Origin of the sequence: Sphingomonas hankookensis, from assembly GCF_022664465.1 — a bacterium.
In the GTDB taxonomy this organism is placed as follows: domain Bacteria; phylum Pseudomonadota; class Alphaproteobacteria; order Sphingomonadales; family Sphingomonadaceae; genus Sphingomonas; species Sphingomonas hankookensis.
On the sequence record NZ_JAKREV010000004.1, the window covers coordinates 379527 to 398685 of the forward strand.

Here is a 19159-nt window from a genome sequence, read left to right on the forward strand (position 1 = left end):
CGATCTAGATGCTGGTGCCGACGATCGTCGCCAAGCGCGAGGGGTTGCTGCCGGTGGAGCAGGCGGGTGCGCCGGCGGGCCGGCACCGCCCATCCGCGCGAGCGGGTCAAAGAATCCACCCCGTACCGATCGCGTATCATTTCATTGCTGGTGGACCCGGCATGCCCGGTGCCCGGTTGTCGCCGCCATGGCAACATGGGGAAGCGCAATGAACCTCCGACTTTCCGGCGCGGCGACGCTGGCACTGTTTTCTGCCGGGGCACTGGCACAGGCACCACAAAAGCCGATCCCGGGCCTCAAGGAAACCGCGCCGCCCTATGCGACCGAATCGGTGGTCAACCATCCGGTCACGATCGGCTGGCCCGAAGGCCGCATGCCGACCGCGCCCCGCGGCTGGGAAGTCGTGAAGTTCGCCGGCGGCCTCGACTATCCGCGCCAGGCGTTGCTGCTGCCCAATGGCGACATGCTGGTGTCCGAAGCGCGGACCCTGCCCAAGCTCGACGCCGAACCCGATGTCGCGCGGGGACAGGCGCTGTCGAAGACCACCGGCTACAGCGCCAACCGCATCACCCTGCTGCGTGATGCCAACCGCGACGGGATCGCGGAACAGCGCTTCGTCCTGCGCGAAAACCTGAACCAGCCGTTCGGCATGCAATATGCGAACGGGCGGCTCTATGTCGCCAATACTGATGCGGTGGTCAGCTTCCCGTATCAGCCGGGGCAGACCAGCATCACCGCTGCGCCCCGCACCCTCGCGACGCTGCCGGCGGGGGGGTATAACAACCACTGGACCCGCAACCTGTTGCTCAGCCCCGACGGGCGGACGCTGTACGTGTCGGTCGGGTCGGCGTCGAACGTCGGCGAATATGGCATGGACGAGGAAAAGCGCCGCGCCGCGATCCTCGCACTCGACCTGTCGACCGGGCGCGAGCGTCTCTATGCGTCGGGCCTGCGCAATCCGGTGGGGATGGATTTCGTGCCCGGCACCGCGTCTTTGTGGACCGCAGTCAACGAACGCGACCATATTGGTGACGATATCGCCCCCGACTATCTGGTCGGCGTGCGCGAGGGCGGCTTCTATGGCTGGCCGTACAGCTATTACGGCAAGCAGGACCCGCGCCACGCCAACGAAAAGCGCGAGCTGCTCGCCACCACGCTGCTGCCCGACGTCGCGGTCGGCGCGCATGCCGCAGCGCTGGGCATCGCCTTCGCCAAACAGGGGGCGCCCACCGCCTATGTCGCGCGCCACGGATCGTGGAACCGGTCGAGCTTCAGCGGCTATGACGTGCTGGCGGTCCCCTTCGCGCAGGGCCGCCCGACCGGCGAACCGCAGCCGTTCCTGACCGGCTTCGTGGCGGATGCGGAGAAGGGCACCGTCTATGGCCGCCCGGTCAGCATCCAGACGCGCGCCGACGGGGCGATCTTCGTGGTGGACGATGCCGGCGATACGGTGTGGCTGGTGCGGCGGCGGGGGTAAGGCTCAACTTCGTCATTCCCGCGAAGGCAGGAATGACGAGCGTTATCGCAAATCCACCACTACAGGGAAATGATCGGACGGATAGCGCGGGCCGCGATGGTCGGTCGCAACCCGCGCCGACACCGGCCGCAAGCCCCGCACGAACACATAGTCGATCCGCCGGTCGGGCGTGCCGGTGAAGTCGTGAAAGGTCAGCACCGGCCCGGATCGGTTGCTGGCCGTCTGCCACGCATCGGTAAGCGTCGCGGCAAAGGCGCGGTACGCCGCGCTGTCGGGCTGGGCATTGAGGTCGCCCGCCACCACCACCGGCAGCCGCCCGGCAATCGTCCGCATCCGCGCCAGCAACACGTCCGCCGCGCGCGTCCGCGCCCCGGCGTCGACGTCGCGATGCGGGAAGTGCGTGTCGAAGAACACGAAGCGACGGCCATCGGCGCGCACGAATTCGCCCCAATTGACCATCCGCGGCAGGTCGATGCCCCAGCTGCTGCTGCCCACCCGGTCGGGCGTGTCCGACAGCCAGAAGTCGCCGTGCCGCACCAGCCGCAGCCGGTCGCTGCGGTAGAAGATGCCCATATGCTCGTCGGCATGTTTCCCGCGCCGGTCGCGCCCGAACCAGCGCCAGTGCGGCAGCGCGCGGACGATCGTGTCCCCCTGCCGCTGGTACAGTTCCTGCGTTCCGATCAGGTCGGGATCGGCGACGCGGATCGTGTCGATCAGGATCGGCGCGCGCGCCTCCCACCGGTTCGGCCCGTCGTCCGGATTGGGATAGCGCACGTTGAAGCTCATCACGCGCAGATCGCGGGCTGTGGCGGGCAGGGCGGCGATCAGCGCCAGCGCGGCTATCATCCAGCGGATCATGCCGCGATCCAATCGATCCCCTGCGTCACCGCCGCATAGCCGTCGTCGATCGCGCGGTCTGTGACGATCCGGTCGACTTCGGCGAACGATGCCACCGCCACCACGCTGGCGCGGTCGAACTTCGACGCGTCGACCGCCATCGTCACCCGCCGCGACTGGCCGATCATCTGGCGGCACAATTCGCCCTCGCCGACATGATAGTCGGTGAAGCCTGCCACAGGCGACACCGATTCGGTTGATACGATTGCCACGCCCGGCCGGAACTGCGCCAGATACGCCCGCGCCGTCGCGTCGAAGAACGCGCGGTAGCGATCGTCCAGCTCGCCGCCGGCCAGATACAGCCGGTTGCCGTTGCGCCCGCCCAGCTCGGCGGCGACGCCCAGCGCGTTGGTGACGATGGTCAGGTCGCGCTTGCCCTTCAACGCCTGCGCGACATGGAACGCGGTCGAGCTGGCGTCGAGATACAGCGATTCCCCATCGTTGACCCCCTGCGCCACCGCTGCGGCGATCCGCTGCTTGGCGCCGGCATTGCGGTGCAGCCGCGCCTCGAATGGTCCTTCCTCGATCGACTTGGCCAGCCGCGCCCCGCCATGGATGCGCTCGATCAGCCCGTCGGCCTCCAGCAGCCGCAACTCGCGGCGCACCGTCTCGTCCGACACCGCCAGCACCTCGGCCAGCCCGTGGATGCCCATCGCCTCCCCCTGGGCGAGCAGGTCGAGGATATCCTGGCGGCGATCGAGGCGTTTCATCATGCGCCTTAGCATATCGCCCGGCGCCCGGTGCACAAGCCGCACACGGAGAAATCATCATGAAATCATCAAAATTGTGCGAACGACAGAAAAGCCATCATCAGTTCCACACCGTTATCGATAACTGTCATAAAATATACACAACGGCCCGGTAGCGGCCCCAGTCAACGGGGAACAACCCCGCAGCCATCCGCACATCCTTGGGGGAATATCCATGTCGTCGTTTTCGACGCTGCCGGCACGCCGGCGGCGCGCCCATGCGCTTGTCCTGTCCGGCGGCATCGCCGCGCTGACGCTGGGCACGCTGCTGCCCGCCGCCGCCTGTGCGCAGGACGCCGCGCCGCTCGCCGCCGAACCGGAACAGACCGCCAGCGAATCGCTGACCGACGACATCGTCGTCAACGGCCGGCGCCAGCGGACCGCGCTGAACGAGGAGCAGCAGGCGATCGCGACGATCGACATCGTTACCACCGGCGACGTCGCGATCCATTCGCAGACCAGCATCGCCGACCTCGCCAAGATGCTGCCCGGCGTCTCGGTCAGCCGCGATCAGGGCCGTAATCAGAGCGCGACCGGCGAAGCGCAGTTCGTGACGATCCGCGGCTTCGACACCAGCTACAACGCTTATACGCTGGACGGGCTGCGCTTACCGCAGACGTCGGGCAACAACCGCGCGATTTCGCTCAACCTGTTCTCGCCGTTCGCGATCGGCGCGATCGTGACCGACAAGACGCCGGGCGCGGCCAAGGATGCCGACAGCATCGCCGGTATCGTCGACCTGCGCACGCCGACCGCGTTCGACTTCGCGCAGAGCTTCACCCGCGCCCGCGTACTGGGGCAGGTCGCCGGCCTGGCGCTCGACCGCGAACAGGAAGCGTTCGGCGGGGCGATCGGCCTCGACGCCGCGCGCCGCTTCGGCAGCGACGGCCAGTTCGGCGTCTATGTCGCGGGCTATCTGGAAGAACGCGGCAACGCCGCCGAATCCACCGCCGTGCAGAATGATTACAAGCCGACCCGCGCCAATAGCGGCAATTCGCGCGCCAACCCGAACGATCTGACGGCGGACGGGGTGCAGTGGAATTTCTACAACAACAAGATCAAGCGCTATGGCGCGACCGGCGCGTTCGACTTCCGCAGCGACGCGCTCGACCTGTTCGCCCGCGTCAATTACGCGACGTATCTGAACACCAACACGATGAACCAGACCGGCCTGCGCAACGAACTGACGCGCGGCCAGACCAACCCCAATGGCGGGTCGTACAACGCCGCGGGCGTCTACACCCCGCTCGGCATCAACCCGGCCAGCTATTTCCGCACCGAGGATGTCGAGCAGGAACTGTTCTCGGCACAACTCGGCGCGAAGGCGCATTGGGAAGGCTTCACCGCCGCGCTGGAAGGCGCCTATGCCGATGGTCGCTTCGACCAGCCGACCCGGATCGAGGCCGCGTTCCGTGGCATCGCCTATAACGGCACCACGACCAACACCGGCGCCGCGACCGAGGGCGTGAACGTCGACCTGTCCAACCCGAAATCGCCGCGTCCGGTCCTGTCGAGCGGCGCGATCGCCTATGTGTCGTCGCTCGACCGGCCGACCCAGCTCTATGTCCAGCGCGGCTACGACTATCTGAGCGAAACCAAGAAGACGCTGAAGGGCAGCATCGGCTGGACCAATGACGGCTTCCTCTCGGTCGAGGTCGGCGGGCTGTACGAGGATGCCGACCGTTCGGGCCGCAGCCTCGCGCCAGACAATACCCGCTACCGCTTCCTCACCCCGCTGCAGAACGGCACGGTGCAGGGGCCGTCGATCAACCAGTATCTCGGCTATGTCCTCAAGGACTTCCTGGATTACTATCCCGCCCGCCCGATCAAGGTGCTGTCGCGCGCGCAGCTCGACGCGCAGGTCCGCGACTATGTGCCGCTGATCCCGGTGTCCCAGACGACGCTGAACCAGGGCCTGTCGAGCGGCAACGAAACCCGCAAAGCGCTGTACGGCACCGCGACGCTGAAGTTCGGCAATCTCGAAGTGATGCCCGGCGTCCGGTACGAGGATAACAGCTTCCGCGCGCGCTTCTTCCTCAGCGATGTCGGCGGTGCGCGCTTCGTCGATGCCGGTCGCGCCTATGACCATGTCGACCCCAGCCTGCTGGCGGCATGGAAGCCGAACGCCAACCTGACCGTGCGCGGTGCGGTGCGCTCCAGCTATGCCCGCCCCGCCTTCGACCTGCTCGCCGGCCCGACCCGGATCAGCGAACCGGCCAGCGACGGCACCGTCACCATCACCCAGCCGAACCCGGACCTGAAGCCGGTACAGGCATGGAGCTATGACGTGGGCGTCGATTACCAGATGGGCGTCGGCCGCTATGTCCAGCTCGCCGTCTATTACAAGGATCTGAGCAACTTCATCGTCAGCACCGCATCGCGCAGCGGCAGCGAGACGGTCGGCCGGACCACCTTCGTCCGCCCGATCAACGGCGGCGGCGGTACGGCGAAGGGCGTCGAGGCATCGGGCCGCTTCACCGTCGGCGACATGGTGGACAGCAGCTTCCTCGGCAATTTCGGCGTGGGCGGCAACATCACCTACCAGAAGACCGAGGCGAATTACGTCATCCCTGTGAACGGCGTGCGCACCACCCGCACCAGCACGCTGCCGCAGGCGCCCGACCTGATCTACAATGCCGAGGTCTTCTATGCCGGCGGCGGGTTCCGCACGAACCTGTGGTACAACTACACCGGCAAGTTCCTCGCGGGCGTGCAGGACAGCCAGCTCGATATCTATGTCCAGCCGGCGGGCGAACTGAACTTCGGTGCGGCGTATGAGGTGACCGACAAGCTCGAAATCGGCGTGTCGGCGCGCAACCTGCTCGACCAGCATACCTATTGGGCGACCGTGGGGAAGAGCGAGACGTATATCTCGAACGACCGCAACGGCGGCTATCTGAAGACCGGCCGGGTGTTCCAGTTCAGCCTGACGATGAAGATGTGAGCGGGCCGGGGGGGGGGGGGGGCGGTAACTGAGGTTGCCGCCCCGCCTTTCCACAAGCGTCATTCCAGCGAAGGCTGGGATCTCCTCGTTGCTGACCACGCGCCTCGCCGCAGGAGGCCCCAGCCTTCGCTGGGGCGACGGCCATCATATTATTCGTCCCCCCGGGCAGGCGGGGGGCCAGGGCGGCAAGCGGGATCGTCCGTGGCTCTGAACCCCCGCCGGCGCGGGGGGCGACGGTATCCAGTCGAAGGAAGACCCAAGATGCGCCTCGCCCTGCTGCTCGCAACCCTGCTCACCCCGCTGCCCGCCGCCGCGCAGGACAAGGTGGAGCGCGTCGTGATGCTGATGCGCCACGGCGTCCGCGCGCCGATCGTCGGGGAGGCGCCGCTCGACACCAAAACCGATGGCCAATGGCCCACATGGCCGGTCGCGCCGGAATATCTCACCCCCCACGGCGCAAGGGCGATCACCCAACTCGCCCGCCACGACCGCCGCTGGCTGGACAGCAAAGGCTGCCCGGCACCCGGCACCGTCCGCATCCACACCAACACGCCCGAGCGCACCATCGCCACCGGCCGAGCTTATGCCGATGCGCTGGCGCCGGGCTGCAACCTCCCCGTCGAGCACAATCCGGAAGGTCAGACCGACCCGCTGTTCGAACCGCTCCGCGCCGGCGCGACCGCCTTCGACGCAAACAAGGCGGTGGCGGCGATCGCCGCCTGGACGGGCGGCGTAAACGCGCTGACCGCACGCCATGCCGCGACGATCCGCGAACTCGACCGGGTACTGGGCTGCGGCCTGCCCGCCGGCTGCTCCACGCCGGGACCGGCGACGCTGAAGCCCTCCGCCGACGGACGCGGGGTTGATTTCACCGGCCCGATCCGCGCGACCTCCGGCACGGCGCAGGTGATCCTGCTGCAATATGCCGAAGGGATGCCGATGCGCGACGTCGGGTTCGGCCGGGCCGACGCCGCGGCGATCCGCCGGCTGGGCGCGCTGCACGCCGCCTTGTTCGACGTCTTCACCCGATCGCCCTACATGGTCGCGCATCAGGCGGGGCCGGTCGGCGACCATATGCTGCGGACCCTGACCGCCGCCACCGGCCCGCGCCTCGAAGTGCTGGTCGGCCACGACACCAACGTCACCGCGCTGGCCGCGGCGCTGGGCGTCGATCTCGATGCACCGGGCTTCGCGCGGAACGATGCGGCGCCGGGCGGGGCGCTGGTGCTGACCCGCAGGCGCGATACGCGCGGTCCCTATGTCTCGCTGTCCTACCGGGTGCAGCCGCTCGACGCGATCCGCAGCGGTGCGGCGACCGTCGTCGACCGGCCGATCGCGATTCCCGGCTGTGCGAAGCGCTGCCCGCTCGACCGCTTCGACAAATTGTTGCGTGCGAAACTCGCTCCCGTCGTCGCGGGGTGATAGCCTTCCGGGCCATGCCGATCTACGCCCTCGCCGACGCCACGCCCGACCTCGCCCCCGACAGCTGGGTAGCGCCCTCCGCCGACCTGATTGGCGCGGTCCGGCTGGGGGCGGGGGCCAGCATCTGGTTCGGCGCAGTCGTCCGCGCCGACAATGGCGCAATCGCGATCGGCGCGCGCAGCAACATACAGGACGGCGCGGTCCTCCACAGCGACCCGGGCGCGCCGCTGACCCTGGGCGAGGACTGCACGATCGGCCACCGCGCGGTGCTGCACGGCTGTACCATCGGCGACCGCGTGCTGATCGGCATGGGCGCGACCGTGCTGAACCATGCGGTGATCGCCGAGGATTGCGTGGTCGGAGCAGGCGCGCTGGTGACCGAGGGCAAGACGTTTCCGCCGCGCAGCCTGATCGTCGGTGCGCCGGCAAGGGCGGTGAAGACGCTGACCGACGAGCAACTCGCCGGGTTGAGGCTGTCGGCGGCGGTGTATGTCGAGAAGGCGAAGCGGTACCGCGAGGGGCTTACTGCACTCGGTTGACTGTTTGCTCGCTTGGCATAAGGTTAGAAGACGGTACAGATCGGTCCTGCCGGTCGATGAACAACAGCCGATCGACGACGATCGCGTGTCGTGCCAAGCCCAAATGACCGTAATTGCCGGGAATGACGGTCTTGCGACCGATAAAGTCGATCCGGTACAATCCCTCTGCTGCTTGCTTCACCCGCGGATCGATGGGTCCCTTGAACTCGATCCAAGTATAGGGGGGCTGCGGATCGGCATCCGGTTCGATCCTGCATCGCGTCGCTGGTGCTTCGCAGAAGACGTGGCTTTCAAACGAATTGCGCCACAGTCCCTGCCAGCGTCGGGGCAACGGCATCTTGTAACAATCATCGGTATCCCAAGGCAGTGCGCCGATGCCGCCGAATTGCAGCTTGTTGCGGCATTCTTCGGTCATGCCCGGCAATGCGGCCTCGTAAAAATTCATCTCGGCGTCGGAATAGTGCTTCGTTGGCGGGTTGCAGCCGACCAAAACCAGGCACGACAGTGCGATCAGGGGCAGGCAGCGCCGCGACATGGCGCAATAGTGAGCCAGCAATGTCAGGCCGGCAAGCCGATTACAGCGTAACCCCCGACTTCCAGATCCCGATCGCGTGTTCCTCGTTCACCTCGTTGCGCGCCGGCTCGCCCGATGCGACCGCGACGATCCGCGCCAGCAGCGCATCCGCCGCCGCGTCCTGTCCCTCGTCCAGCGCGACACTCGCGTCGAAATCGATCCACCCGGCCTTGCGCGTCGCAAGGTCGCGGTTGGTCGCGATCTTGATCGTCGGTACCGGCGACCCGAGCGGCGTACCGCGCCCGGTCGAGAACAGCGTCAGCGTAGCCCCCGCCGCGGCCAGTGCGGTCGTCGACACCGCGTCGTTTCCCGGCCCGTCGACCACCGACAACCCGGCGCGCCGCACCGGTTCGCCATAGTCCAGCACGTCGGTCACGCACGCGACGCCGCCCTTCTGCACCGCGCCCAGCGACTTTTCCTCCAGCGTGGTGATGCCGCCCGCGATATTGCCGGGGCTGGGATTCTCCGACACCGGCTCGCCATGATCGAGGAAATAGCGTTTGAAGCGGTTGGTCACCTCGACCAATCGGTCGAAGACGCCCTCGTCGGCACAGCGCGCCATCAGCAGCCGTTCCGCGCCGAAAATCTCCGGGATCTCGGTCATCAGCACCGTGCCGCCTGCCGCCGCGATCCGGTCGGTCATCCGCCCGATCAGCGGATTGGCGGTCAGCCCCGACATCGAATCCGACCCGCCGCACTTCACCCCCAGCCGCAGCGCCGACAGCGGCACCGCCACCCGCGTCGTCGCTGCCGCCTCGGCCAGTGCGTCGACGGCCGCCATCGCCTCGGCGAACTCATCGGCGCTCGCCTGCGCCCGCACCGTCCGTACCCGCGCGAGAACGTCCCCCGGCAGCCGCGCCAGCATCGCATCCAGCTGGTTCGATTCACACCCCAGCCCCAGCAGCACGACCCCGCCGGCATTGGGGTTGCACGCCAGCGCGGCGAGGATCGCCCCCGTGCGGTTCAAATCGTCGCCCAGCTGCGAACAGCCGAACGGATGGTTGAACGCATGCACCCCGTCGACCCGCCCGGCATGGCGCGGGCCCGCCTGCGCGGCGATCCGCTCGCCCAGCCGCCCGACACAGCCGACCGTCGGCAGCACCCAGATTTCGTTGCGCGTCGCCACGCTGCCATCGGCGCGGACATAGCCGGCAAAGCCCGGTTCGGCGCGCGCCTCGGCTACCGGCAGCGGGGCAGGGGCGTAGCGATAGGCGTCCTCGCCCGACAGCGCCGTCGCGACGTTATGGACATGGACATGCTCGCCGATCGCAATGTCGCGCGTCGCGACGCCGAACGCCGCGCGATAGCGGCGGACGGATGCCCCTGCCGCGACGGCACGTACCGCGATCTTGTGCCCCCTGGCTATGTTCCTGCGTGCCACGATCGTCTCACCATCGAAGCGCACGGTGTCGCCCGCCGCTACGGGATCGAGCAGCAGCGCAACATCGTCGTTACGATCGACCCGCACCGCGCGGGCTGGAATTCGGTCAGCCATTTCCGCCAAATAGACCGTTGCCAGCGCTGGCACAATGTCGCATCGAAGCGCGCGAGGAGATTTTGATGTCGCTGCTGCTGCACCCCGACCGCCTGTTCCCGGCCGATCCGACGACGCGCGGGATCGCCCGCAACCTCTATGCCGCCGTCCGCGACCTGCCGATCGTCAGCCCGCACGGCCATACCGATCCGACATGGTTCGCGACCGACCGCCCCTGGACCAACGCGACCGAGCTGCTGCTGTCGCCCGACCATTATCTGTTCCGCATGCTGTATAGTCAGGGGATCGCACTCGACGATCTGGCGGTCCCGCGCCGCGACGGCACCATCGTCGCCGACCCGCGCAAGGCATGGAGGCTGTTCGCCGCCAACCAGCATCTGTTCCGCGCCACCCCGTCGCGGCTGTGGCTCGACCATGTGTTCGGCGACGTGTTCGGGTTCGAGGAAGCGCTTACCGCCGCCAATGCCGATACCTATTATGACCGGATCGGCGAGCTGCTGGCGACCGATGCCTATCGCCCGCGTGCGCTGTTCGACCGCTTCGGCATCGAACTGCTGGCGACGACCGAGGGCGCCGACGACCCGCTCGACCAGCACCGCGCGATCCGCGCGAGCGGCTGGGGCGGGCGCGTCGTCACCGCCTATCGCCCCGATGCGGTAATCGACTGCGAACACGAAGCCTTTCGCCCGGCGCTCGCCAAATTCGCCGCACTGACAGGGGAAGACGTCCATGACTGGACCGGCTATCTCCGCGCACATGCCAGGCGCCGGCAGGACTTCATCGCCGCCGGCGCGACCTCGACCGATCACGGTCACCCGACCGCCCGCACCGCCAACCTGTCGCCCGCCGAATCGCAAGCGCTGTTCGCCAAGGTCATCGCCGGCACCGCCGATGCCAACGACGCCGAACTGTTCCGCGCGCAGATGCTGACCGAAATGGCGCGCATGTCGATCGACGACGGGCTGGTGATGCAGATCCACCCCGGCTCCTTCCGCAACCATAATCGCGGGCTGTTCGATGCGTATGGCCGCGACAAGGGTGCCGACATCCCGACCCGTACCGATTATGTCGCGGCGTTGAAGCCGATGCTCGACGTGGTCGGCACCTCGACTGAGCTGACGATCATCCTCTTCACGCTCGACGAATCGACCTATGTCCGCGAACTGGCGCCGCTGGCCGGCCATTATCCGTGCCTGAAGCTCGGCCCCGCATGGTGGTTCCACGACAGTCCGGAGGGGATGCGCCGCTTCCGCGAGACGACGACCGAGACGGCGGGCTTCTACAACACCGTCGGGTTCAACGACGACACCCGCGCGTTCCTGTCGATCCCGGCGCGCCATGACGTCGCGCGGCGAGTCGATTGCGCCTTCCTCGCGCGGCTGGTCGCCGAGCATCGGCTGGGTGAGGAGGACGCGCATCAGGTCGCGCACGACCTTGCCTATGGTCTCGTCAAGCAGGCGTACAAGCTGTGAGGCTGTCGAACGCCACCCTCGCCGACTTGCCCGCGGCAGTCGCACGGCCGGCGTACGACCGATCGGCGGTGACGCCCGGCATCGTGCATATCGGCCCTGGTGCGTTCCACCGCGCGCATCAGGCCGCCTATGTCGATGCGATCCTGACCCACGATCCGCGCTGGGGGATCAGCGCGGTCGCGCTCAACTCGACCGGTGTCGCCGATGCGCTGGCGCCGCAGGACGGGCTCTACACGCTGGCGCTGCTGGGTCAGGCGACCGAACACCGCGTCATCGGATCGATCGTCGAGCTGCTGACCGCGCAGCGCCGCGACGCGATCCTCTCACGCATCGCCGCGCCTGTCACGCGGCTGATCACCACCACCGTCACCGAAAAGGGCTATTACCTCGACGCCAGCGGTGCGCTCGACCTCGATCATCCCGCGATCGTGCGCGAACTGATCGGCGCCGAGCCCTCCACGCTGTCGGGCTGGCTGGTCGCCGGGCTCGCTGCGCGGCGCGCGGCCGGCGGTGGCGCAATCACGCTGATGGCGTGCGACAACCTCGCCGAAAATGGCCAGCGCTTCCGCCGATCGGTCCGCGACCTTGCCGCTGCGCGCGATCCTGATCTCGCAGGCTGGATCGACGACAACGTCCGGTTCCCGTCGACCATGGTCGATTCGATTACGCCGGCGACCGACGACGCGCTGCGTGCATCGGTCCGCGCCGCCACCGGCCTCGACGATGCATGGCCGATCCAGCGCGAGGCGTTCACCCAATGGGTGATCGAGGACGATTTCGCCGCCGATCGCCCGCCGCTCGACCTCGCCGGGGCGCAGTTCACGCGCGACGTGCGCGGGTTCGAGAATGCCAAGCTCCGCCTGCTCAACGGCGCCCATTCGACGCTCGCCTATGTCGGGTTGCTGATGGGGCTGACGACCGTGCGCGACGCGATGGCCTGCGCCCCGCTCGCCGCGTTTGCCGGGCGGCTGATGCGCGAGGATATCGCGCCTTCGATCCAGCCCCCGGCCGAGATGGACCTGTCCGCCTATATCGCCGACGTGCTGGCGCGCTTCGCCAATCCGGCGATCGCGCACCAGTTGGCGCAGATCGCGTGGGACGGGTCACAGAAGCTGCCCTACCGCCTGTGCGACACGATTCGCGACGCGCGCGCGGCGGGGCGTCCGGTCGACCGGCTGGCGGTGCCGATCGCGGCGTGGTTCCGCTTCCTCGAACTGCGCCAGCGGAGTGGCGAACAACTGGTCGACCCGCGCGCCTATGCGCTGCTGGCGCGGGCCGGCAATGTCGCGGCGTTGCTGGCGATGGGCGAGGTGTTCGGCGATCTGGGCGCAGATGCGGTGTTCGTTGCGGCGGTCGATCGGGCCTATGCGGCGCTGGCACCGGGCGAGGATCTGGCGGCGGCTTTGGTCTGATCGGGAATATCGGTTCACGCGAAGACGCGAAGGCGCGGATAGAAGAAGAGTAGAAGAAGGTAGATTTCGCGCAGAGGCGCAGAGAGGTCGCGCTTCGGGCGATCGGCTCGCGATCGGGAGACCGTATCGCTCTTTGGCAGCAAAGGATGAAGCCGCTGACGCGGGGGACGTTGCACCAAGCGCAACCCCTCCGCGCCTCTGCGCCTCTGCGCGAAATCTGCCTTCTTCTTCGTACCTTCGCGTAAAAACAACGTTCTCCTAAACCAGCACCGCCCGCTCATGCGCCAGCAACCACTGCTTGCGCGCCAGCCCGCCGGCATAGCCGGTCAGCATCCCCGACCGCCCGATGATCCGGTGGCATGGCACCACGATCGCGATCGGGTTCGAGCCGTTGGCCATCCCCACCGCCCGCATCGCGCTCGGTCGTCCGATCGCGGCGGCGATATCGCCATAGGCGACCGTCCGCCCGGCGCCGACGTCGCGCAGCGCCGCCCATACCTCCCGCTGGAACTCGGTACCTCCGGTCGCGGTCGGCAACCCGTCGATGGCGCCCATATCGCCTGCGAAATAGGCGGCCATCGCCCGCATCGCGTCGCTCTCGCGCTCAGCCGGTTCGACCTGCCACCCCTGCGGATAGTGCAGCCGCAACAGCCGCTCCATCCGGTCGTGATGATCCTCGAACTCCAGCACGCGCAGCACGCCTGCTTCGTCGGTCAGGAGGGTGATCGCGCCGATCGGGCTCGGCAGCGTTTCGGCAAACAGCATCTGGGTCATGCGGTCAAGGTGGCCCGGACCGTGCCGCATCGCCAGCGGGAATCGGACATCGCACGACGGCCATGTCCGTTTTTCGCTAGTCGCCGTCGCCCGCGCGACTACATTCCTCCCATGCTCGATCAGGACCGCTGCTACGCCGCCATCGAACGTCGCGACCCGGCGATGGACGGGCTGTTCTTCACCGCAGTGCGCACCACGCGCATCTATTGCCGCCCGGTCTGCCCGGCGCGCACCCCCGACCGCGGCAACGTCGCCTTCTATGCCAGCGCAGCGGCGGCGCAGGCGGCGGGGTATCGTCCCTGCCTGCGCTGCCGTCCCGAAACCGCCCCTGACAGTCCAGCCTGGGCCGGCACGCTCGCCTCGATCCACCGCGCGCTGCGGCTGATCGACGATGGCGCGTTGGCGGAGGGCAGCGTCGCCGCCCTCGCCGATCGGCTGGGAATGAGCGACCGCCATCTGCGCCGCCTGTTCGTCGAGCATCTCGGGCTGACTCCGCTCGCGATCGAGGCGACGCGCCGCCTCCACCTCGCCAAGCATCTGGTCCACGACACCCGCCTGCCACTGACCGACATCGCCTTCGCCGCAGGCTATGGCAGCGTGCGGCGGTTCAATGAAGCGTTCCAGTCCGCCTTCGCCCGCGCGCCGTCGGCGCTTCGCCGCGAAGGGCCCGCCGATCCTGCCGCGCCGATCATCGTGACCATCGCCCACCGCCCCGATTTCGTGCCCGCCGGTCCGGTCAGGGTGGCGCTACCTAAAGGCCATGCCGAAGTAACGCCGGGCAAGAACCGCACCCTGCGCATTACCCTGACCAACGTCCCGCTCCCCGCCCTCGGTCGCGCCATCGCCGCCGCCAAACGCGCAGTGTTCGCGGGCGGTTGAAACCGCTGTCCTACACACGGTCTGGCAGGTAAGATCGTAACCGTTCTTTCTCATTCCTATTTTTCCACGCGAAGACGCGAAGGGCGCGAAGAGAAAAATAGAGGTTCGCGCGGAGCCGCGGAGCCGCGGAGACGCGGAGGGGGTGTGCTTGGGGCAACCTCCCCCGCGGCAGCGGCCTCATTCCAAGCTGTCAGCGAGCACAACGTCTCCCGATCGCGAACCATTCGCAACAGGCGCAACCCTCCGCGTCTCCGCGTCTTTGCGCGAAAAATTGCCTTCTTCTTCGTGCCTTAGCGCCTTCGCGTGAACCAAAGCGGCAAATGTACAAACTGCGCACGAGTGTGAACTTAGAGAACTTTGGACCGATCAGACCAGTCCGTGCCGCGCCAGCATCGCCGCCGGATCGGGATCGCGCCCGCGAAAGGCTCGGAACAGCTCGATCGCCGGCCGAACGGCGCCTTGCGACAGGATCGCCTCGCGCAGCCGGTCGCCGGTCGCCCGGTCGACCGTCCCCGCCTCGGCAAACGCGGCAAAGCCGTCCGCCGCCAGCAGCTCCGCCCACAAATAGCTGTAATACCCCGCCGCATAGCCGCCGGCGAAGATATGCGCGAAGGCGTGCGGGAAGCGATGCCATTCGGGCGGCCGGATCACCGCCACTTCGCCCCGCACCGCCTCGATCACCGCCATCGGATCGTCGCCCTGCGTGCCCAGATGCAGCAGCAGGTCGAACATCGCGAACTCGATCTGCCGGACCAGGAACATGCCCGACTGGAACCGCCGCGCCGCCAGCATCCGCTCGAACAGATCGCGCGGCAGCGGCTCGCCGCTGTCGACATGCCCGGACATGGCGGCCAGCACCGAAGGCTCCCACGCGAAATCCTCCATCAGCTGGCTGGGCAGCTCGACCGCATCCCATTCGAACCCGGTGGTCCCGGCAATGTCCGGGCGCGGCACGCGGGTGAACAGGTGGTGCAGGCAATGCCCGGCCTCATGCAGCAACGTCGTCACGTCGTCATGGCTCAACAGCGGCGTGGCACCCCCGGTCGGTGCGAAGTTGCAGACCATGTACGCCACCGGAAGGCTCGGCGCGTCCGGGTCGTTCAGATAGGGGCGGGCAGGGGCCATCCACGCGCCGCCCTTCTTGCCCGACCGCGCGTGGAGGTCGAGATACAGCCCGGCGAACACCCCATCCGCGTCCGCCACGTCATAGTAATGCGCATCGGCATGGTAGGTCGCGACGTCCGGCCGCGCGGTCAGGGTGATGCCGAACAGCTGCCCCAACAGCTCGCGCCACCCGGCCAGCACCCGGTCGACCGGGAAATACGCCTTGATGACCGACTGGTCGATCGCATGGGCATGGCGCTTCAGCCGGTCGCCGACGAATCCTACGTCCCATGGCTGGAGGTCGTCGATGCCGAGATGCTCAGCGGCGAAGGCGCGCAACTCGGCGATCTCCGCCTCGGCATGCGGCCGCGCCCGCTTGGCAAGGTCGCGCAGGAACGCCAGCACTTCGCCGACATCGGGCGCCATTTTGGTGCTGAGCGACCGGGCCACCGGATCGGGAAAGCCCAGCAGCGCCGCTGCCTCGCGTCGCAGTGCCAGGATGCGGCGGATACGCGGACCATTGTCGAACGTGCCGGCATTCGGCCCCTGATCCGACGCGCGCGTTCCATAGGCGCGATAGACCTCGGCGCGCAGGTCACGGTCTTCGGCAAAGGTCAGCACCGCGACGACGCTCGGCTGTTGCAGCGTCACGACAAAGCCGTCCAGCCCGCGTGCCTCGGCCGCTGCCGCCATCATCGCCCGGTCCGCCTCCGACAGTCCGGCAAGGCGTCCGGCATCGGTAACGTGCAGCGTCCACGCACCGGTCGCGTCCAGCACCGCGCTGGCAAACTCGGTCTGGAGCGCCGACAATTCGGTCGCCACCACCTTGAACCGTTCGCGCGCCTCCTCGTCCAGCGCCACTCCGGCCAGCGTCCGGTCGCGGATCGACCGTTCGACCGCCACCCTGTCGGCATCGTCCAGCTCGGCAAAGTCCGGCTCGACCTGCAGCGCCCGCAGCGCATCGAACATCGCCCGGTCCTGCTGCGCAGCGATGCCGCGTTCGGTCAGCACCGCCTCGCCCTTGGCATGCGCCTCGCGCAGTTCGGGGGTGTCGGCCACGGCATGCAGGTGCCACACGCTCGACCAGAAATTGTCGATCGCGACATCGGCCCGTTCGACCGGCAGCCAGGTTTCGGCAAAGCGCGGGTCCGCCGCCTTGGCCTGCTCCGCGGTGGTCGCGCGCTCCGCCAGAAGTGCGTCGAGCGTCGGTGCGATGGAAGACGGAGTGATCGCGGCGAAATCGGGAAGCTGGGGCACGGGCGAATCCTTCAACATTCGACGACGTTGACCGCCAGGCCACCCTGGCTGGTCTCCTTATACTGGCTCTTCATATCCTCGCCGGTCTGGCGCATCGTCTCGATCACCTGATCGAGGCTGACGATGTGGCGACCGTCGCCGTGCAGCGCCAGATAGGCGGCGTTGATCGCCTTGATCGCGCCCATCGTGTTGCGCTCGATGCACGGGATCTGCACCAGCCCGCCGATCGGGTCGCAGGTCAGGCCGAGGTTATGCTCCATGCCGATCTCGGCGGCATTCTCGACCTGTGCCGGGTTGGCGCCGAGCGCGGCGGCCAGCCCCGCGGCGGCCATCGAACACGCGACGCCGACCTCGCCCTGGCATCCCATCTCCGCAGCAGAGATGGAGGCGTTCTGCTTGTAGAGAAAGCCGATGGCGGCGGCGGTCATCAGCAGCGCCTGCGTCCCCGCGCGGTTCGATCCGTGGACGAAGGTCTCGTAATATTTGAGGACTGCGGGTATCACGCCCGCCGCGCCGTTGGTGGGGGCAGTTACCACGCGGCCGCCCGCCGCATTCTCCTCGTTCACTGCCAGCGCCCACAGGCTGACCCATTCGAACACGATGCTGGGATCGGTGCGGGGGCCTCTTTCCAACAGCTTCTCGCGGATCGCCCGCGCGCGCCGCTGGACACGCAAGCCGCCGGGCAGCTCACCACTGCCGGCGCAGCCGCGGTCGATCGACGCCAGCATCGCCGCCCGCACCGCATCGAGGAAGCCCAGTGTCTCCGCTTCGGGTCGCCATGCGCTCTCGTTCGCGGCGACGATCTCGGCGATCGACTGCCGCGTCTCGGCACATAGCGCCAGCAGGTCGTTGCCGGTCATGAACGGGTGTGGCAGTGTCAGGTTGATACGCGGGGGCGCGTCCCCCTCCGCCCGGATCGCGCCGCCGCCGACCGAATAATAGCGGCGGGTAATGCGGCTGCCGTCGCCCAGCACCGCGGTACACGCCATCGCATTGGGGTGGCCGGGCAGGAAGCCGGGATGGAACACGATGTCGCGGTCCGGATCGAACGCGATCGGGATCGTGCCAGCCAGCGTCAGCCGGTGATCGCTGCGAATGCCGGCGACGATGCCCGCGACTGCGTCGGGATCGATTCCCTCGGGTGTCGCGCCGGACAGGCCCAGCAGCACCGCGATATCGGTGGCGTGGCCGCGCCCGGTCAGCGACAACGATCCATACAGGTCGCAATAGACCCGCTCAGGGACGATCCCGTCCTCATCGAGCATCGTCGCAAAGGCATACGCGGCGCGCATCGGCCCGACGGTGTGCGAACTCGATGGACCGATCCCGATCGTGAACAGATCGGTGACGCTCAACGGGATCATGCTGCCTCTCCCAGGAATGCGCCATAGCGCGTCGCGCCTGACCGCCGGTCTTCGGCTGAACAGGTGTCGCTATCGCGCAGTCCCGAATCGCATAGGATCGTCGCTGCCGATCCCTGCGACCCGACTGCTCCCGTCCGTGTAGTCAGGACAGTGGGCGGCAGGTCGAGCCCGATCAGATGCGTCTTGGCCGATTGAAAGTAGTCCGCTTCCAATCGCCGGGTCACCTCGCGCGTCCAATGGCGGTCGGCAACGCGGTCGGCGGCTGGAGCGGGGGGCAAGGTCGTATCCTCTCATACGGGCGCACGTGCACAGCGCGCGGGTTATCCTGCTTATGGCGTGGTGGCAGGCGAGAGGGAAGTATCATATGAAACTATCCCGTCGACCCGCCGGGATGGCCGCCGGCGAGAAAAACGACGTGGAACCGAAAAAACTGCAAAAACGTTGTTGACGCCTTCCGAAGCCGCCCATATAAGCAGCTTCACCGGACGACGAGACGCTCTTGCTTCTCCAGCCGGTCGCCTCGCTGACCTTCGGGTCGCTCCGCGGAAGCGGATAGCGAGATTGCTCTTTTCTAACCGGAACGCGGTGTTGACCAGTTGGTTGGCGCCACTGTTCCGGTCCTCCTATCGCCAGCTCGCTGGTGCTTCAACCGAGAGGTTCGAGGCAGGAACGCTCTTTTACATAGTTGATGAGATGAAGGGACATGTGGGCGGCGGCTTGCGGTCTGAGCCATTCAAGGTGGTTCGGTATCGTTTAAAGCTAAGTCGGCTCATATGTCTTATTACAACCACCATATTGTA

14 protein-coding genes are annotated in these 19159 nt (G+C 67.5%); 7 read left to right on the plus strand and 7 right to left on the minus strand.

Annotation, left to right across the window (positions count from 1 at the left end):
* Positions 1–208 precede the first annotated feature (208 nt).
* Complete coding sequence (locus tag MF610_RS13320) at positions 209–1477, plus strand: PQQ-dependent sugar dehydrogenase (RefSeq protein ID WP_242197508.1); 1269 nt, start codon at positions 209–211, stop codon at positions 1475–1477.
* 42 nt (positions 1478–1519) lie between these two features.
* On the opposite strand, the gene MF610_RS13325 is transcribed toward MF610_RS13320, so the two are convergent.
* Positions 1520–2335, minus strand: coding sequence for an endonuclease/exonuclease/phosphatase family protein (locus MF610_RS13325; RefSeq protein ID WP_242197510.1), 816 nt, complete (start codon positions 2333–2335; stop codon positions 1520–1522).
* Positions 2332–3087, minus strand: coding sequence for a DeoR/GlpR family DNA-binding transcription regulator (locus MF610_RS13330; protein ID WP_242197513.1), 756 nt, complete (start codon positions 3085–3087; stop codon positions 2332–2334). The genes MF610_RS13325 and MF610_RS13330 overlap by 4 nt, the downstream gene beginning before the upstream one ends.
* Positions 3088–3298: 211 nt before the next feature.
* On the opposite strand from MF610_RS13330, the gene MF610_RS13335 reads away from it, so the two are divergent.
* The 3 genes from MF610_RS13335 (at position 3299) to MF610_RS13345 (ending at position 8028) form a co-directional block, all read left to right on the plus strand.
* Positions 3299–6067 (plus strand): TonB-dependent receptor, encoded by a 2769-nt coding sequence (locus tag MF610_RS13335; protein ID WP_242197516.1) that lies wholly within the window; start codon positions 3299–3301, stop codon positions 6065–6067.
* Positions 6068–6328: 261 nt separating this feature from the next.
* Positions 6329–7489 (plus strand): histidine-type phosphatase, encoded by a 1161-nt coding sequence (locus MF610_RS13340; RefSeq protein ID WP_242197518.1) that lies wholly within the window; start codon positions 6329–6331, stop codon positions 7487–7489.
* Positions 7490–7503: 14 nt separating this feature from the next.
* Complete coding sequence (locus MF610_RS13345; RefSeq protein WP_242197521.1) at positions 7504–8028, plus strand: gamma carbonic anhydrase family protein; 525 nt, start codon at positions 7504–7506, stop codon at positions 8026–8028.
* Here MF610_RS13345 and MF610_RS13350 read toward each other — a convergent pair.
* On the minus strand, positions 8012–8563 hold the full coding sequence (locus tag MF610_RS13350) for a hypothetical protein (protein ID WP_242197524.1): 552 nt from the start codon (positions 8561–8563) through the stop codon (positions 8012–8014). The two genes, MF610_RS13345 and MF610_RS13350, sit on opposite strands and share 17 nt — an antisense overlap.
* Positions 8564–8603: 40 nt before the next feature.
* Positions 8604–10097 carry a UxaA family hydrolase gene (locus tag MF610_RS13355; protein ID WP_242197527.1) on the minus strand — a complete coding sequence of 498 codons (1494 nt, stop codon included), beginning with the start codon at positions 10095–10097 and terminating at the stop codon, positions 8604–8606.
* Between the two features lie 65 nt (positions 10098–10162).
* On the opposite strand from MF610_RS13355, the gene uxaC reads away from it, so the two are divergent.
* Both uxaC and MF610_RS13365 read left to right on the plus strand, forming a co-directional pair.
* Positions 10163–11569 carry a glucuronate isomerase gene (uxaC, locus tag MF610_RS13360; RefSeq protein ID WP_380870609.1) on the plus strand — a complete coding sequence of 469 codons (1407 nt, stop codon included), beginning with the start codon at positions 10163–10165 and terminating at the stop codon, positions 11567–11569.
* Positions 11566–12981, plus strand: a complete 1416-nt coding sequence (locus tag MF610_RS13365; protein WP_242197530.1) for a mannitol dehydrogenase family protein — start codon at positions 11566–11568, stop codon at positions 12979–12981. The genes uxaC and MF610_RS13365 overlap by 4 nt, the downstream gene beginning before the upstream one ends.
* 258 nt (positions 12982–13239) lie before the next feature.
* Here the strand turns inward: MF610_RS13365 and ogt are convergent, their stop codons facing one another.
* Positions 13240–13755 (minus strand): methylated-DNA--[protein]-cysteine S-methyltransferase, encoded by a 516-nt coding sequence (ogt, locus tag MF610_RS13370; protein WP_339328530.1) that lies wholly within the window; start codon positions 13753–13755, stop codon positions 13240–13242.
* A 111-nt stretch (positions 13756–13866) separates the two neighbouring features.
* On the opposite strand from ogt, the gene MF610_RS13375 reads away from it, so the two are divergent.
* The gene (locus MF610_RS13375; RefSeq protein WP_242197533.1) at positions 13867–14634 is read left to right on the plus strand and encodes a bifunctional transcriptional activator/DNA repair enzyme AdaA; all 768 of its coding nucleotides are present in this window, start codon (positions 13867–13869) and stop codon (positions 14632–14634) included.
* 366 nt (positions 14635–15000) lie between these two features.
* Here MF610_RS13375 and MF610_RS13380 read toward each other — a convergent pair whose 3' ends face one another.
* Positions 15001–17013 (minus strand): M3 family metallopeptidase, encoded by a 2013-nt coding sequence (locus MF610_RS13380; protein ID WP_242197536.1) that lies wholly within the window; start codon positions 17011–17013, stop codon positions 15001–15003.
* Positions 17007–18359, minus strand: coding sequence for an L-serine ammonia-lyase (locus MF610_RS13385; protein ID WP_242197539.1), 1353 nt, complete (start codon positions 18357–18359; stop codon positions 17007–17009). Before MF610_RS13385 ends, MF610_RS13380 begins: the two co-directional genes overlap by 7 nt.
* Positions 18360–19159 lie beyond the last annotated feature (800 nt).